Source organism: Rhodobacteraceae bacterium M382 (genome assembly GCA_025141015.1).
In the GTDB taxonomy this organism is placed as follows: Bacteria; Pseudomonadota; Alphaproteobacteria; order Rhodobacterales; family Rhodobacteraceae; genus Aliisedimentitalea; species Aliisedimentitalea scapharcae.
In genome coordinates this window covers 3,672,943-3,689,697 of the sequence record CP081098.1, presented here as the reverse complement: position 1 = coordinate 3,689,697, position 16,755 = coordinate 3,672,943, and the positions used below count along the sequence as shown (strand labels likewise).

The following is a 16,755-nucleotide window of genomic DNA, read 5'->3' as shown; positions in this document are numbered from 1 at the left end:
AGAGTGAAGAATACGAAGCCTTCCATTTAACCCTACCGAAGTGTTGCGCGAGCCAGCCTCCTGCGAAAAACAAACAAGTGAGAAGTAATTTGACCGAACTCTCCAGAAACGACAATTGGGTAATTTACTCGAACAGAGGGTTATATGTAGACGAAGGAACAGCAAGCTCTGGTACCCAGGGGAGCGGCCGTTCCATTGCATTTACCGTTGAGCAGTTGAGTCTTGAAAGATTTAGCGCATATATTAAAATTGATCCGATAACTGGCTCAGTTTCTGACTTCTGGGAAGATCCCTTTTTTTACGATGTACCAGGCGGTGAGCCAGCTACAGACTTTGATCTTGGCGGTTTTTTAAGTTGGCGTGATGCTGACCCGTCGAGCATCTTTTACAACCCTAACGCCGATCTCTCAGACACCGAAGCTTTTGTAGTCAATGCTGACAGTTTCCCTGAAAGTTTGGAACGCTTCAAAGTATCAGTGTACGAGAATGTTACTGACCCTGCTTTTGGCGTATCTCCGCTAGTTTCTGCAGATTTTTTTCTCGTCGATGATGATGGTCCAAATTCGGCCCCAACCGAAAGCGTTGAATTAAGTGGAGTTGCAAGAGAAGGCCAAATTCTTATCGCCGATCCTTCCTCGCTAAGGGACGAAGACGGTATAGGAACCTTTTCCTACGAATGGTTGCGTGATGGAAATGTGATCGCCGGAGCGAGTGCCCATCAGTATACGCTATCTGCACTTGACTCGGGTGCACAAATTGCGGCGAGGGTTAGCTACCGTGACGGTCAGGGCAAACTCGAGTCCGTCACCAGCACGGCCACCGAGGCGGTCGAAAACGTCAATGATGCTCCGACGGGGGCAGTGACGGTTTCGGGTACGGCACGGCAGGGCGAGACCTTGACCGCAGACGCGTCCGGTGTGGCAGACCTGGACGGGATCAATTCCGAGACCATCGTCTATCAATGGCTGCGCGACGGAGCCCCGATCACGGGTGCAACAGACACGACCTATTCGCTGACACAGAACGACGTCGGGGCTGAGATGTCGGTCCGGTTCTCTTTTGCGGACAATTTCGAGACCAACGAGACGGTCACAAGCACCGCCACCGAGGCGGTCGAAAACATCAATGATGCTCCGACGGGGGCAGTGACGGTTTCGGGTACGGCACGGCAGGGCGAGACCTTGACCGCAAACGCGTCCGGTGTGGCAGACCTGGACGGGATCGTTTCCGAGACCATCGCATATCAATGGCTGCGCGACGGAGCCCCGATCACGGGTGCAACAGACACGACCTATTCGCTGACACAGAACGACGTCGGGGCTGTGATGTCGGTCCGGTTCTCTTTTGCGGACAATTTCGAGACCAACGAGGCCGTCACCAGCACGGCCACCGATGCGGTCGAAAACGTCAATGATGCTCCGACGGGGGTCGTTACGGTTTCGGGCACGGCGCGGCAGGGCGAGACTTTGACCGCAAACGCGTCCGGTGTGGCAGACCTGGACGGGATCGATTCCGAGACCATCGTCTATCAATGGCTGCGCGACGGGGCCCCGGTCACGGGTGCCATGGACACCGCCTACACGCTGACACAGAACGACGTCGGGGCTGTGATGTCGGTCCGGTTCTCTTATACGGACAATTTCGAAACAAACGAGGCCGTCACCAGCACGGCCACCGATGCGGTCGAAAACGTCAATGATGCTCCGACGGGGGTCGTTACGGTTTCGGGCACGGCGCGGCAGGGCGAGACTTTGACCGCAAACGCGTCCGGCGTGGCAGACCTGGACGGGATCGTTTCCGAGACCATCGCATATCAATGGCTGCGCGATAGCACAGTGATCTCTGGCGCAACCGACTCCATCTATGGACTTACGCAGGATGATGTCGGAGCTGAGGTATCCGTTCGGTTCTCTTTCACCGATAGGCAAGGGACAACGGAGATGTTGATTGCCGTGGTTGAAGGCAGGATCGAGCAAGGCACCCTGTCGTTGGCAGGCACACCAGAGGCTGATGTGTTGATCGCTGGTCCGGGCAATGACACCGTTTGGGGTCTCGAGGCTGACGACCGTTTGCTGGGCGACGCGGGTGACGACAGTTTGGACGGTGGTTCGGGGTCTGATACGCTCAACGGTGGTGCGGGCGACGACACCATTCTGGGCGGACCCCATGACGACGATCTGCGTGATGTAATCTATGCCGGGGAAGGCAACGACTCTGTAGATGCGGGGGCTGGCAACGACCTGGTGTTTGGCCAGGACGGCAACGATACCATCGCGGGCGGCGCTGGGGTTGATGAGCTCCAAGGCCAGGACGGCGACGATGTGATTACCGGTTCGGCCTTCAGTGATCTAGTGTTCGGTGGCGCGGGAAATGACTTTGTCAACGGAGGCTTTGGCCACGACCGGATCAACGGAGGGTCCGGGGCGGATAAGTTCTTCCATGTTGGTGTGGAGGGGCACGGGTCCGACTGGGTTCAGGACTATGCGTCAGCCGAGAGCGATGTTCTGCTTTGGGGCGGTAGTGCTGCATCGGCCAGCGACTTCCAGGTGAACCTAGCGCATACCGAGAACGACGCTGGCGAACGCTCAGGCGACGATGCTGTGCAGGAAGGGTTCGTTATCTACAAACCTACAGGCCAGATCATCTGGGCATTGGTCGATGGTCAGGGACAGGATCAGATCAATTTGCAGATTGGGAGCGCGGTCTATGATCTGCTCGCCTAGAGCGCGGGTGATCAAATAACGCCAGTTTCGGGAAACAAGAGTGAGCCCAGGCTAATTGGTCTGGGTTTTCTTTTGAGTAAATGCTGGGTTGCGTGAAAGCTTGAGCCCGCTGAACCTATCATCCAAGACCCAACAATTCTTGACGTTTCAAGACCAACCCATTGTCGGTTTGAACTTGGATTGAGGCCCACCATTGAAGTTACCCGATGTCGTTTCAGGCTCTCGTCCTGTCCGGGTGATCTTCCGGGAAGTTATAGGCGAGCCCGCTTCGACCTCCTCCCCCATCTCATAAAAACACAGTTAAGGAAAAGCCTATGGCTCTAGCATCTGCTCAGACCATTGGGGCAGCTTGCTCTTTGCAGCATGGGTCTGCCTCGGTGGTACAATTATCATTAAGACCCTTCTATAGAGATTGTACCAGCTACGGTTCCAGCGATTTGCTCGAAGCTGTGACGTCTAGCCTGTTTGCCGAATTGGATCGGCGTGGACAGGGTCAGCCGCCACAGGACGCAAAGATAGCGTTCAGCCAACTTGTAGCTGCTATGGTCGCTATGGCTGAAGGGGTAGCGCCCCCCGTTTTCTCCCTCTCCAGCCTTGATCCCGGGGTTGGGAAGACCACAACGTTGATCCACTTCGTCCAGCATCTCCTGAGGTCTGAACGTCATGACAGCGTGGCGGTCCTGCTTTGCGTCTCCCGGCTGGAGGAGATTGAACGTCTGGTCGAGGAGATGAACCTCAATAGGGCTGACTTCGCGGTCCTGACTTCTGACGAAGAGGTCAACCTTCTGAGTTCTGTACCGCCAAGCGAGGCCCGTGTTCTGTTCACCACCCACGCCATGGTCATGAGCCGTTGCCGCAGTAGCTTCAGGGATGCTGTTATCTTCCAGTATCAGGGCCAGGTCCGCGCTGTCCGGGTATGGGATGAGGCGATGCTTCGCAACGAGGTGGTCTCCCTCAACACGGATCAGCTTGCGTCCTTGCGTGACCCGCTGAGGTTCTTACATCCGGCGCTGGTTGAGCTGATCGAGAGGCTTGAGGGTGAACTTGAAACATCAGGTGGTCAAGGGATCTGCACTTGGCCTGACGTCGAAGAAACCACAGGGGTCAGCTTGTTGTCTGCCCGTCGGGGCCTGGAGCAACGACATGCCTCCTATCTCGACGCCCTCTACACTCTTTCAGGGCGATGCGTTCTCCTACGAAAGCCCAACAACGCTTCCACGGTCATCACTGCGCTCGACAGCCGAGACGCGATACCAGACGATCTGGCCCCTATGGTGATCCTCGACGCCTCTGGGCGTGTTCGTGCGACCTATGAGCTTTGGGAGGAGCATCTGGGGAACCTCGTGCGACTGCCCTCAGCAGCCAAGAGCTACGGGAACCTCACTGTCCACGTCATGGACAAGGGATCTGGGAAGAACGCTTGGTTGAAGAACGGTGAAGCTCTGGCTAGGGAGGTTGCCCAACTGATCGACAGCAAGCCCGAGGAGCAGTGGTTGGTTGTGTATCATAAGGGGGTCAAGAATGGGGCCATTCCAGATCAGATCAGGGGACTGCTCAGTTCAAACCCCGACCGTGCTAGATTCCTCAACTGGGGCAAGCATCAGGGAACGAACGAGTATCGCCATATCCAGAACGTCATATTGGCAGGTATGAACAACCACCCGGAGACAGACTATGAGGTGAAAGCGCGATACTATTGCGGCATCGCGAATGATAGCGAGTTCTCCAAGACCCTCGTGGAAGAGATGGCCGCAGGAGAACACATGCACCACATCTTGCAGGCTTTGTGTCGATCCGCAGTCAGGCTGGGCAGCGGCTCCGAGTGTGGTCCCTGCAACGCCTACATCATCGCCCCGAAGCGGTCAGGAATTCGTAAACTACTACCCAAGGTCTTCCCCGGCTGCGAGATCAGGGCATGGAAGCCCAGCAAGAGCAAACCCAAAGGCAAGGTTCAAGAGGCGTTGACCTACATCGAGAGGTTCTTCGATGGTTATCCTGAAGGGACGTTGCCGTTCACCAAACTGCGGTCCACTCTTGGCTATGACGCTTCCAACTTTCGACGCCGCATCCGCAACCACGAAACCTTCAAGGCCGGGTTGGCAGACATGGGGGTTGCGGAAGTCACCACAGGTAAAACTGAATGTCGCAACGCTTTCACAATGACTTGGGGTGGTATCGGCTTTGTGGACGACTCCTGCTTCATCGCGGATGTTTGAGCCAGAAAAATGTGAGCGCCTCAACATATATCGGGGCGTTCGCACTTCCCCCCATGGCTTCAATGCCACCCAGCACTCCAGCAAACAACTATAAGCGCCGCTCCAGCATACGCAATGTGAGTACGCCCCCGGGAATCGCACTGAGCCAAGCCAGCAATGGGGTCTTCGCGCCGCCGTAGTACAAACCGTAGTACACAACGCGCCTGTTGACCTTGGCTTGGCTGTCGCGATACCCCTTGTTTTGCTGACGGGAGGCCTGAAGAAGGTGCCTGTAACGGGAATAGAACACCGCCCCCGGGCACCATTTAAATTTCTGAAGTAAATGAAATAAACTTACCGGGGACATCGTCATCGTGGCTGTCGCATGCGGCTTGGGTGCCCTATGGGTGTCAGTTGCCGATCTTGCACAAATTCGTTCGTGCTGCGCCATTTCTGTTTATGACCACGATCATCTGCAAGCTCACATCTGGGTCGATGTCCTTTTTGAAAAGCTCTTCAAGAGCATTGATATCATCTTCACTAATGTCTGAGAAAAGAGAAACGGACATCGCGTTCGTAACTTTCGCGATTCCGGCATTCCGTGGACGCCTTCTAGCACGAGGCCAAGCTCGATCATTTATCTGGAAAGACGTCGAATTAGAGGAAGGATCACCGGATTATCCTCCTCGATTGTCCTATGATCTGAAATCCTATGGTACGTCGCTTCTTGCTCTTGGTTTAAGGCTTCGTCCTGACACGGAGTTCCAGTCAGTTGTACTGGACGCGTTTGAGCAATCAGGTGAGGCTATCGAAGCGGCATTTTCGAAGGGTGGTCTAAATGATTCATCACGAGGGTTTTACAAAGTGCTAGCTGCTTCTGCTGTCCATCTGGCCGGTTTTTCAGCGAGGACCTTTTCACTACCAAATAGCTCTCTGGCGGGTGAAAATTTTCTGGTATCGAACGAGCATTCGCGCTTCTCATATTGAGTTCATTTGATGAACTCGAAAATGAAATCAATTCCTTTCTGTCTTCAGGGATGGCGGATGACGGAGCATTGCAAGAAATACTGTCCCAAGAGGAGTTTGTAGAAGGCGAGTCTGGTCAAGTTTGGCCAGTTCTGCAGGCGGTCCTCAAAGAGAATTTTTATCGTTCAACCGCTATCTACCTATCGGCGCTTGCGAACGGTGATGAGAACTTAGTCGCCCTTGCTGAAACCGATCTTGCAAAGGGAGAAGAAACTTGCGCAGACCTCGGTATGGTTAATGAATGGCGGGTTTTAAGGTAGCTTCCCACCTGATGGACGACTTGTGGAGTTCTAGCTTCCATTCAGTTTTGCCCTTGGGTACGCCAGAAAATGCAGACAATAAATGGGTCGAAGTGAGAGAGCTTTACGTCGCGTCTCTTTACTCAAGAAAGCCTGCGTCATGCCCGAAAACGGGTGGCCGCTTGGCACACCGACTTCAACCATCACCGCCCATATTCAAGCCTCTCTGACCTGACACCAGCAGAATGTGCTAGCCGGCCAAAGAAGGACCAAAACACCAACAGAGCTAACCTAATTTAGCGGACACAATGGGGAGCAAGTCACACGAGGCATTCATGGGCACCGATCTCTGCAGCTACATCACCGGCTGACTGACCGTCTTCCCTGATGCGTCGCGTAGCTTCCAATTTCAACTCGTTAGGCCAGACGTTCTTCCCAGACGCTGACGTTCGAGTTGTGAATCCCCAAACCTCTTGCTCGGCCAGTTTGACCGCTGCTAGTTACCGAGGGGCTGAATACCATTTGGGGCACCAGAAGGCTTGGGGGGCAACGAGGGGGCCAGATGCAACGCTTAGGCTCTCTTGTTAACGGCGATGGTCATAGTGCCCGACGAAGGCGTCGATTTGCTACCAGAGATCGCCGGGCAGATAGTAGTTTTCCAGCAGGATGCGGTTCTTCCAGGTTTGGTGCCACCGCTCGTTCTTGCTTTGGGTCTGCGGGTGATAGGCCGCATAAAACGCAGAGATCATCAGACCAGGGACGACACCGGCAATGAACAGTTTGGCAATTGAGGCCTCGGTGACTACCCCGTAGATGATCAACACGATAGTCGGTGGGATCAACAGGTCGAGGCTGCCCGCCCCGGCCCAGGAGCCAAGCGCCAGACTTTGGGAATATCCCCGCCGGTTCAGCTCGGATGTGGTGATCCGACCGACCGTGGCGGTCGAGGCCGCGCTGGAGTCGGACACTGCGGCGAACAACGCCGAGCTCAGAACGTTGGTGTGCAGCAGACCGCCGGGGACTCTCCTGATGTTCTGGCCTGATGTTCTGGAGCGTCCTGAAGGCCACTTCGAACGTTCCGCCAAGGTCATCTATCCACCACAAGCGGCTCTTGACTGACTGTTTTGATTTCTCCTGTAGATTCCTGGCCTAAGCAGTTAAATTACTACCATTTGGTAGTTCAATCTATTGTTTAGAGAAGTGGTGTTTTCGTGTTGTCAATTAGGTGGCAGGCGACGCGGTGACCTTCTCCGCGGTCAATCAACTCGGGCTCAGATTGACGACAGATATCTTGGGCCACCGGGCATCGGTTGGCAAAGCGGCACCCTTTGGGAAGATTTACGGGATCGGGTGGGTCGCCAGGAATGAGAATGCGTTTGGTTTCGGCGCGTCGTTTGCTGTCGACCGAAGGCACTGCAGACAGCAACGCAGCAGTGTAAGGGTGCAGTGGGTTGTTGAAAAGGCTAAGCCGGTCGGCATGTTCGACGATCTTACCCATGTACATCACAGCGATGGCGTCGGACATGTGTTGAACAACACCCAAGTCATGGCTGATGAACAGGTAGGTCAGCCCGAATTCTGTCTGCAGGTCGCGCAACAGGTTCAGGATTTGCGCCTGAACCGCCACATCAAGCGCGGAAACGGGCTCATCGCAAATGATCAGTTCTGGCTGTGTAGCCAGTGCCCGGGCAATGCCGATCCGCTGACGTTGCCCGCCAGAGAATTGGTGTGGAAATAGCCGTCTTTGTTCTGGGCGCAGGCCAACTGCAGAGAACAATTTGTCAACGATTTCACGTTGCTCACTCAGCGTCGTATCCGTCAGGCTGTCCAGCGGCTCGCGGACGATATCCTCGGCGCGTTGGCGAGGATTGAGGCTGGAGTAAGGGTCTTGAAAGATGAACTGAACCTTGGTGCGCGCCTGGCGCAGGTCTTCGCCGTCCATGTTCAGAATGTCGTGGCCATCCAGGTTCACATGACCAGTATAGGCCTCAACAAGCCGGGCCACGGCCAAAGCAGCTGTTGTTTTTCCGGACCCGCTCTCACCAACGATGGCAAGGGTTTCACCCTTGTTGACGCTAAAGGAAACGTCGTCTACGGCGTGCAAGAACGCCCGCTTTCCAAAGGTGCCGCCGCGTTTGACCGAGAAGCGAACGCCCAGGTTTTCGACGGTCAAAATGGGGGCGTTGATTTTGTCATTTCCCATTACACGTCCTCCGCATGCCAACAAGCGGCGAGCTGACCATTTTTAAAACGCTGCATCGGTGGGCGCTCCTCCAGGCATCGGCCTGACCGGATATTGCATCGTGATGCAAACAGGCACATGTCACGACCGAACTGGGCCAGGCCGGGGACAATGCCCGGAACTTCGGTCAGGCGCTCGCGGTCCTCGGTCAGTTGGCTGATGATATGAGGCACACAGGAAATCAACCCTTTGGTATATGGATGGCGGGCGTGTTCGATGATCTGGTCCACAGGGCCGATTTCGGCACCCCGGCCAGCATACATGACGATCATTCGTTCGGCCATTTCCGCCACGGCCCCCATGTCATGGGTGATCATGATGATCGAAGTGCCGGTCTCTTTGCGCAAGTCACGCAGCAGATCGAAGATTTGAGCTTGAACCGTTACATCAAGCGCCGTGGTCGGTTCGTCGGCGATCAGAATTTTCGGCTGGCAGGCGAGCGCGATGGCAATCATCACCCGTTGACGCTGCCCCCCCGACATCTGGAACGGGTAGTCGCCCACCCGTTTGCGTGCATTGGGAATTCTGACCGCATCCAGAAGATCAGCGGCCATATCCCATGCCGCCTTTTTGCTCAGCCCCTGATGCGCCCGAATTACCTCGGCAATCTGTTCACCAACAGAATACACCGGATTGAGAGAGGTCATTGGTTCCTGAAAGATCATAGAGATCTCGTTACCGCGAATTTCCCTGAGACGGGCGTCGCTGGCTTGCGTCAACTCCTCTCCGTCAAACAGGATAGACCCGCTGGCAACGCGCCCGATCTTCTCTGGTAAAAGCCCCATAATTGCCAATGCGGTCATCGACTTGCCGCAGCCGCTCTCGCCGACAAAGCTGATGGCTTCATTTTGGCCCAGCTCGAACGACAGATCATCAATCACCGGAGCGACCCCGTCACGTGTCGTCAATTCGATCCTGAGGTTTTCGATTTTTAGAAGCGGATTAGCCATCAGCGTTGCCTCAGTTTCGGGTTGAGCGCGTCGTTCAGCCCGTCACCCACGAGTGAAATTGCCAGAACGGTTATGAAAATTGCCAAACCGGGGAATGTAACGGTATAGCTGGCGTCCAGAATATATTGTCTGTTGGAGCCGATGATTTGTCCCCAACTGACAACGTTGGGATCTGTGAGGCCTAGAAAGGACAGGCCCGCCTCAAACAGAATTGCCGAACCCACCATCAAAGCGGATTGCACGATGATCGGCGGCAAAGCGTTGGGCAGGATCACACGAAACATCAGCTTCATGTTTTTGGCTCCGGACGCACGTGACGCCTTGACGTATTCCAGCTCTCGGATGCGCAGAAACTCGGATCGGGTGATCCGGGCCACGGCCGTCCAGCTCACGATGCCGATTGCCAAGGTGATCATTGGCAGGCTCGCGCCGAATAGCGCGACAATGACCATCGAGAACAGCAAGGTCGGCAGCACTTGGAAGAATTCGGTGATCCGCATCAGGATTTCTTCGACATAACCCCGATAGAACCCAGCCAATGCACCGATCGTCACGCCAATGAAAATCGACACGAAGGCCGCAGCGAGGCCGATAATCAGAGAGACGCGCGCTCCGTTCAGGATCATCGCGACAAGATCGCGCCCCAGGTAATCAGTGCCCAACAGGAAACCTTCCTCGCCGGGGGGAGAAAACGGTGCCCAGACCATTTCAAACGGGTCCGTCGGGTATAGTAACGGGCCGAATATGGCTCCAAAGGTGATCACGATCAGTACGATCAGACCCAGAACTGCAGCATGGTTGCGGGCAAACATTTCCCAAGCTTCCGCTGCCGGATGTCGGGCCTTTTGAATTTCCTCTTCGAGGATTGGGGGCAGGGTGCTCATTTTCGGCCTCCAATGCGCGGATCAACCAGCCGGTGGGCTGCGTCTGTTAACAGATTGCCGATAATCACGACCAAGGCCGAGAAAAACAGGATGCCCAGAATGGTTGGCGTGTCACGTGCGATAATTGATTGGAACGCCAAAGTGCCAAGACCCGGCCAACTGAACACCGCCTCAACCAGAACAGCGCCGGACACCACAGCGGAGAATTGCAAACCAGCCAGTGTAATCACCGGTGACAGCGAATTTTTCAGAGCGTGTTTGTAAACCACTTGCCGGGTCGTCAGGCCCTTGGCTTTGGCGGTGCGGACATAATCCGATCCCAAAGTTTCCATCATCGTTGCGCGTGACAGACGGGAATACAAAGCTATGAAAATGGAGGACAGGGTGATCATCGGCAAAACCAGATGGCGGGCGATATCTGCAGCTTGGGCAAAGAAGCCGCCTTCAATGGTCACATCGCGCATTCCTGCCACAGGGAACCACTGGATGTGCAGGGAAAAACCGATCAGAAGCAGTATGCCTGTCCAGAAGACCGGCGCGGAATATCCAAACAGGGCAAACAGCGTCACGAAGTGGCTGACAATGCCATTGGGCTTGCGGGCCGAGTAAACACCCATCACCACGCCCAGGATCAGAGCCAGCAATTGCGCGCTGATGACCAACAACAACGTAGCGGGAAGCTTACCCAGAATGAGGCTTGTTACGCTCTGGTTATAGAAGAACGAATACCCCAGATCGAATTGCAGGACGTTTCCTATATATCGGCCCAGCTGCACGATGAAAGGCTTGTCCAATCCGTAATCCCTACGGATTTCGTCCAGCACTTCCTGGTCGGCTCCGCCCATGGATTGCGAAATCGTATCCGCAACATCGCCCGGGGCCAAATGCATCAAAGAGAAATTCAGAACCAACACGGCTAGCAACAGCAGCACGGCGTAGAAAACTCGGGTAAGGGTTGTCTGTAGGAATCTCAACGAATTGCCCCCGGTCTAGGAAAGAATGCCCGCGGCGGAAGGAAACGCCGCGGGCCATCTTGGATCGGTGAATCCTTACTTCAGGTACATATTGTCGATCGGAGTCGACGTGCCCCAGATGCCAATCGGTGGATTTCCGACCTTGTCTGAATAGACCGTGTGGTAAGGCAGGGTGTTGGTGAAGTAGAGCGGCACTTCGTCGTTCACGATCTTCTGGAACTGCGAGTAGAGTGCTTTGCGTTTGTCGCTGTCCGTTTCGACCGCTGCGGCGGCAAGGATCTCATCAACCGAGGCATTTGAATAGCCTTGGGTATTCGACCAAACGCCCTTGGCGATGTTCGAGGACAAATAGGTCCGGTGCACACCAATCACTGGGTCACCCCAGTTGAACACTGTATCCCAGCTCAATTCGAAATCCATTGTGCCCATGCGTTTGGCCCATGCTGGAAAGTCGGCCGAGGCCCGTACAGTTACATCAATGCCTACTTTCTTCAGGGCGGCTTTGGTGTATTCGACCTGCGGTTTCACATCGGGCCAACCAAAGTCAATTGTCAGACCAAAGCGCATTCCGTCCGACCCTTTGGCGAATCCAGCCTCATCCAAAAGCGCGTTTGCCTTGTCGAGATCCAGATCATATGGATTAACGTCTGCTTCATAGAACGGGCTGTCTGGGTGAATGCCTGTCAGGGCGTCGGATGCCGTTCCCTGCATCAGGGCCTTTTGGATGAAATTGCGGTCTACTGCATATGCAATGGCCTGACGCACGCGTTTGTCCGCGAGCGGTCCCTTGGTGGTGTTGATCGCCAGCCAGTCAAGCGGGCCAATGGCACCGTACCCATCTGCAGTCACATTCAACCCATCGACCTTCTTTAGGCGGTTGATGATACGTGGCAAGGATTCGAAACCCGAAAAGTGCAGCTCGCCGTTTTCCAATGCGATGGCACGGGCTGCTGGATCGGTGATGATGCGCATCACGATCTTGTCGAGATAGGGCCGCCCCTCGATGAAGAAATCGTCAAACCGCTCCAGAATGACATGCTCGCCGTTCTTGAACTCTACCAGTTTGAACGGGCCTGACCCGACAACATCTGCATTGTTACGCGGATGCGACTTGGGATCTTGCCCATCGCCGTAAATATGCTCTGGAATAATCGACATCAGCTGTCCGGACATGGCCAGCATCAGGGCCGGATGCGGTCTGTCGAGGTTCAAAATTGCCGTGTGATCATCCGGGGTGTCGACCGATGCCACAGGTGCAAACATCGCCTTAAATGGATGTTTTTCCTGAATAACCTTGACCGAAAACGCAACATCGCTGGACGTGATTGGGTGGCCGTCATGGAATTTCGCGTTCTTGACCAGGTTCAGTGTAACCGTGAGGCCATCGTCCGATACGCTCCAGCTTTCAGCCAGGTAGGGCTGCGGGGTCCAATCATCGTCATAGCGCAGAGGTGACGCAAACAGCTGCGCACCCGGAAAGCCGGTCACGGTTCCGGACTGGACCGCAGGGTTCAGGTTTCGTGGGTTCTGCTGAAGTGTCGTCAACAGCGTGCCGCCCCGCTTGGGTTCGTCAGCCGACACCGCGCCGGTCGCCATAACCGCAGCGAGTGCGGTCGCTGTCACTAGGCCCTTGAGTGCGTGTTTCACAATTGTTCCTCCCAGAATTACACATTTTTTTTCCTATTGGGTGAAAGCCTAGCGCAGGATCTTTCCGGCAAAAAACAGAATTAATAATCCTCAAAGACACATTTTATGAGGGAATCAAAATCCCTGTTCTCAAACCGTGATTTCCGAAAAACTTTCTCGTGACTTGAGGCGAAGACAGGTTTCGATAATGGCCCGCACGGTTTTGGGCTGGCGTGCCCCCGTCATCGTCGCAATCCCAAAGACGGGCGCTGGGCCCGCATCCTGAATCGGTAAAGCACGGTAAGGCGACCCCTTTCCCAGTGCTTCGGGAGGCAGGATGTTCAAGATCGAGAAGCCAAATCCACTGGCGACAAGGCTTCGGCAAATCTCGGATGAGCGGCTGGTGTGGACAACGTTTGGATTTAGTCCACGGGCCTTGAACATACCAAGGAAATAGTCCTTGGTCCGTGGCAGATCCAGCAGGACCATAGGCCGTTGGGCCAAATCCGCAAACGTGATACTGTCGTCATCAGCAGCTGGATCGTGACAGGATACGAGCGCGTATGCAGGTGCTTCGAACAACGGCATAAAGTTGTGTCGATTGTCAGTAACCTCGCCATAGGTAAACACCAGATCGGCCTCGCCCTCGGACAGGAACTCCATGGTCGTGGCCATGTTGCCTTCTAGCAGTTTGATGGAAATCCCAGGAAATTCTTCTGTAATTGCCTTGAGGATCGGCGGCAAAAACGATGGCGCGGCGGTCGCATAACAGGCCATGCGTACCAAACCGGCGGCGTCGCTGCCCACCGATTGGATTTCACCTTCGAAATGCCGTGATTGATCCAGAAAACCTTTGATGAGATGCAGCGTTTCCAGCCCGGATGGCGTGGCCTGAATACCTTTGGCTGGGGTGCGCACAAAGATATCATAGTCCAGCGATTGCTCCAGCGCATCAATGGCCGCTGTAATAGAGCTTTGTGAGATACTCAACTCTGTCGCGGCCTTGGCGATGGAGCCAAGGCGACCGGCGGCCTCGACATAGCGCAACTGCTTGAGTGTGAAGTTCAGCATTTCTCATTCCGCCAAAAAACCGGGGTTTATCGTCAGCTAAAACTATTTTTCAGGCAAATGAAAGCGCCTTAGCCTTTGGGAAAGCCTGAGGTTTCGAGGACATTATGACCAAAACGACCATTTATTGCGCGCGTAAGATACTGACGATGAACCCGAACCAACCCGAGGTCAGCCATGTGGCGGTGCGGGATGGCCGCATTCTCGGGGCCGGCAGCCTGAGCGACCTGACACCTTGGGGCACCTATGAACTGGATGAGCGTTTTGCCGACAAGGTGCTGATGCCAGGCTTTGTTGAGGGCCATGCCCACACCATGGAAGGTACGCTTTGGCGCAATGTCTATGTCGGCTGGTTTGATCGGACGGACCCGGACGGGAAAACTTGGTCGGGATTGCAGACAATTGATGCTGTAATCGCGCGGCTCAGCGAAGAAGAAACCAAGCTGACCGATCCAAATGCACCGTTGGCGGGTTGGTCGTTGGACCCGATTTACATGAACAACGAACGTGTCACACGGCACGATCTGGACCGCGTTTCAACCACTCGGCCAATTGGTGTATTGCACGCGTCGGGCCACATCATGAACGTGAATTCGAAGGCGTTGGAACTGGCTGGGTTGCTGAAGCCGGGTGTCAACCATCCCGGCATTCCCTTGGGTGACGGTGGCCTGCCCAAGGGCGAGCTGTATGGGCCCGACGCAATGACCCCGGTCGGGCCATTTGTAGGGTTTGACAGATCACTGACCGATTGTGATGAAAGAGGTTTGCGAGATTACGCCAAACTCTGCGTCCGCGCTGGTGTCACCACTTGCACCGATCTCGCCGCACGGCTGGAAGACGAAAGCGTGGACATGATGTTGCGCGTCACCGGCGAAGACAGTTTCCCCGCCTGTATCGTCCCTCTGAAAGTGTTTCTTGGAATGTCGGCAGAAGAGATCGTCGGCTATGTTCTGAAGCTCAAAGAGAGATCGACGGACCGCTTGCGTCTTGGGCGGATCAAGGCCATCGCCGATGGGTCAATTCAGGGTTTTTCTGCGAGAATGCGCTGGCCGGGTTACCATAACGGTGCCCCAAACGGGTTGTGGTATACCGCGCCTGAACAGATGTCGGATCTGTACCACCGCGCGCTTGCAGCCGGGGTTCAGGTACACACTCACACAAATGGTGATCAGGCGACACAAATGGCGTTGGATATGCTTGAGCCGGCTCTGAAGGCGCACCCAAGCGCTGACCATCGTTTTACCATGCAACATTGCCAATTGGCTGATGCAGCGCAATTTCGCAAAATGGCCAAACTCGATATGTGCGTGAACCTGTTTGCAAACCATCATTTCTTTTGGGGCGATGAACATTACCGTCTGACGGTTGGTCCTGAGCGGGCCGAACGCATGAATGCCTGTCGTACAGCTTTGGACACGGGCGTGCCAATGACAATCCATTCAGACGCTCCGGTCACCCCACTTGGCCCCTTGTTCACGGCATGGTGCGCCGTCAACCGGATCACTGCATCTGGACGTGTTCTGGGGGCGGGCGAGAAGATCGACGTTGACGCTGCCCTGCGGGCCATCACTCTGGGTGCCGCGTACACGTTGCACATGGACGGAGAAGTTGGCTCGATCGAGGTTGGAAAACGGGCAGACTTTGCAGTTCTGGAGGATGACCCTACTGGCGTAGAGCCGGGGTCTCTGAAGGATATTGGCGTATGGGGCACTGTGCAGGGGGGGCGGATCTTTTCGGTGGATGACCTGTGACACAAGACACCGCTCTTCTCCCGGTGCTGACAATTGGGGGGTATCTCGGTTCCGGAAAAACAACGCTGGTAAACCATCTTCTACGCAACGCAGACGGCAGACGCCTGGCAGTTCTGGTTAACGAATTTGGCGATCTGCCCATTGACGAAGACCTGATCGAAGCCGAAGACGATAGCCTGATCTCGATCGCGGGAGGTTGCATTTGCTGTTCATTTGGCAACGACCTGCTTGGTGCATTGACCTCAATGACTCAGATGTCTCCCCCGCCAGACACGGTCATAATCGAAAGCTCCGGCGTAGCGATACCTGGGGCGATTGTAGCCAGCCTGTCTTTGTTGCCGGGCCTGACTTCGGACGGGATCGTGGTTGTTGTCGATGCGGAAACCGTGCGAAAGGCAGCATTAGATGAGTATATCGGCGACACGATCCTAAGGCAGATTTCCGATGCAGAATGCATCATCATCAACAAACTTGACCTCGTTTCGGAAGAGACTGCACAGCAGGTAGCGGACTGGATAACCGAAGCTGCACCCGCCGCCATTCAAATTCCGACGCAACATGGGCAGGTCCTTCCCGACGCTCTTTTGGGTTTGATCACGTCACCGGGCACGGGACAAAACGCTGCGCATTCGGATTCGCTTTTTGAAAGCCTGGTTCTGATCCCAACGGGGCCAGTGAATGCCGAGGCTCTTGCGAAATCACTAACCAAAGGGAGCTTGGGGGTGATCCGGGCCAAGGGCTTTGTTACAGACGCGGATAATCAGCCTTGGTTGATCCAGACAGTTGGGAAACGTTGGAGTGTTCAACGGACAAATGACATGTCCGCTTTGGGTGTTATTTGCCTTGGCTTCCAAGGGCGACTAGATCGAGCGTTTCTAAGCAAAGAGTTTAGGGTGACCCCGGATTGACGGAATTGTTTTGCTCACCTGTTCACCGATCCTCATCAACTCAGAAAGTGTCACAGGCAATTCCGACAATTGCCTGATCATGAATGTCGAAGCCAAGTCCGGGGCTGATACCGTGTTCTTCCGGATTCTGGAACAGCTTGAGAATGGTCTTTGTGGAACCCATGGAGGA

The 16,755-nt window shown here is 54.9% G+C and carries 13 protein-coding genes and 1 pseudogene; 7 read left to right on the top strand and 7 right to left on the bottom strand.

What is annotated here, in order from left to right:
* Positions 1-1,325: 1,325 nt before the first annotated feature.
* From K3727_17185 to K3727_17165, 5 genes are all read left to right on the top strand, one after another.
* Complete coding sequence (locus tag K3727_17185; GenBank protein UWQ93437.1) at positions 1,326-2,723, top strand: hypothetical protein; 1,398 nt, start codon at positions 1,326-1,328, stop codon at positions 2,721-2,723.
* A 623-nt stretch (positions 2,724-3,346) separates the two neighbouring features.
* Positions 3,347-4,939: a hypothetical protein gene (locus tag K3727_17180; protein ID UWQ90484.1), complete on the top strand. Its 1,593-nt coding sequence runs from the start codon at positions 3,347-3,349 to the stop codon at positions 4,937-4,939.
* A 438-nt stretch (positions 4,940-5,377) separates the two neighbouring features.
* Positions 5,378-5,905 carry a hypothetical protein gene (locus K3727_17175; GenBank protein ID UWQ90483.1) on the top strand — a complete coding sequence of 176 codons (528 nt, stop codon included), beginning with the start codon at positions 5,378-5,380 and terminating at the stop codon, positions 5,903-5,905.
* A complete protein-coding gene (locus tag K3727_17170; GenBank protein ID UWQ90482.1) occupies positions 5,902-6,204 on the top strand; it encodes a hypothetical protein in 303 nt (100 codons plus the stop codon). The genes K3727_17175 and K3727_17170 overlap by 4 nt, the downstream gene beginning before the upstream one ends.
* Before the next feature lie 153 nt (positions 6,205-6,357).
* Positions 6,358-6,483, top strand: coding sequence for a hypothetical protein (locus K3727_17165; protein ID UWQ90481.1), 126 nt, complete (start codon positions 6,358-6,360; stop codon positions 6,481-6,483).
* A 422-nt stretch (positions 6,484-6,905) separates the two neighbouring features.
* Here the strand turns inward: K3727_17165 and K3727_17160 are convergent.
* The 7 genes and pseudogenes from K3727_17160 to K3727_17130 all read right to left on the bottom strand — a co-directional run bounded on the left by K3727_17160 (position 6,906) and on the right by K3727_17130 (position 13,930).
* Positions 6,906-7,208, bottom strand: a pseudogene (locus tag K3727_17160) (TRAP transporter large permease subunit).
* A gap of 167 nt (positions 7,209-7,375) precedes the next feature.
* Complete coding sequence (locus K3727_17155) at positions 7,376-8,386, bottom strand: ATP-binding cassette domain-containing protein (protein ID UWQ90480.1); 1,011 nt, start codon at positions 8,384-8,386, stop codon at positions 7,376-7,378.
* Positions 8,386-9,375, bottom strand: coding sequence for an ABC transporter ATP-binding protein (locus tag K3727_17150; GenBank protein ID UWQ90479.1), 990 nt, complete (start codon positions 9,373-9,375; stop codon positions 8,386-8,388). Before K3727_17150 ends, K3727_17155 begins: the two co-directional genes overlap by 1 nt.
* Positions 9,375-10,259, bottom strand: coding sequence for an ABC transporter permease (locus K3727_17145; protein UWQ90478.1), 885 nt, complete (start codon positions 10,257-10,259; stop codon positions 9,375-9,377). The genes K3727_17150 and K3727_17145 overlap by 1 nt, the downstream gene beginning before the upstream one ends.
* Positions 10,256-11,233, bottom strand: coding sequence for an ABC transporter permease (locus K3727_17140; protein UWQ90477.1), 978 nt, complete (start codon positions 11,231-11,233; stop codon positions 10,256-10,258). The genes K3727_17145 and K3727_17140 overlap by 4 nt, the downstream gene beginning before the upstream one ends.
* Before the next feature lie 75 nt (positions 11,234-11,308).
* Complete coding sequence (locus tag K3727_17135; protein UWQ90476.1) at positions 11,309-12,880, bottom strand: ABC transporter substrate-binding protein; 1,572 nt, start codon at positions 12,878-12,880, stop codon at positions 11,309-11,311.
* A 129-nt stretch (positions 12,881-13,009) separates the two neighbouring features.
* Positions 13,010-13,930, bottom strand: coding sequence for a LysR family transcriptional regulator (locus tag K3727_17130; protein ID UWQ90475.1), 921 nt, complete (start codon positions 13,928-13,930; stop codon positions 13,010-13,012).
* 104 nt (positions 13,931-14,034) lie between these two features.
* Between K3727_17130 and K3727_17125 the strand changes: the two genes are divergently transcribed.
* Together K3727_17125 and K3727_17120 are read left to right on the top strand one after the other, a co-directional pair.
* Entirely contained in the window at positions 14,035-15,678 is a 1,644-nt protein-coding gene (locus K3727_17125; protein ID UWQ90474.1) for an amidohydrolase, read from the top strand.
* Positions 15,675-16,586 (top strand): GTP-binding protein, encoded by a 912-nt coding sequence (locus K3727_17120; protein ID UWQ90473.1) that lies wholly within the window; start codon positions 15,675-15,677, stop codon positions 16,584-16,586. Before K3727_17125 ends, K3727_17120 begins: the two co-directional genes overlap by 4 nt.
* The last annotated feature ends 169 nt before the right edge of the window (positions 16,587-16,755 follow it).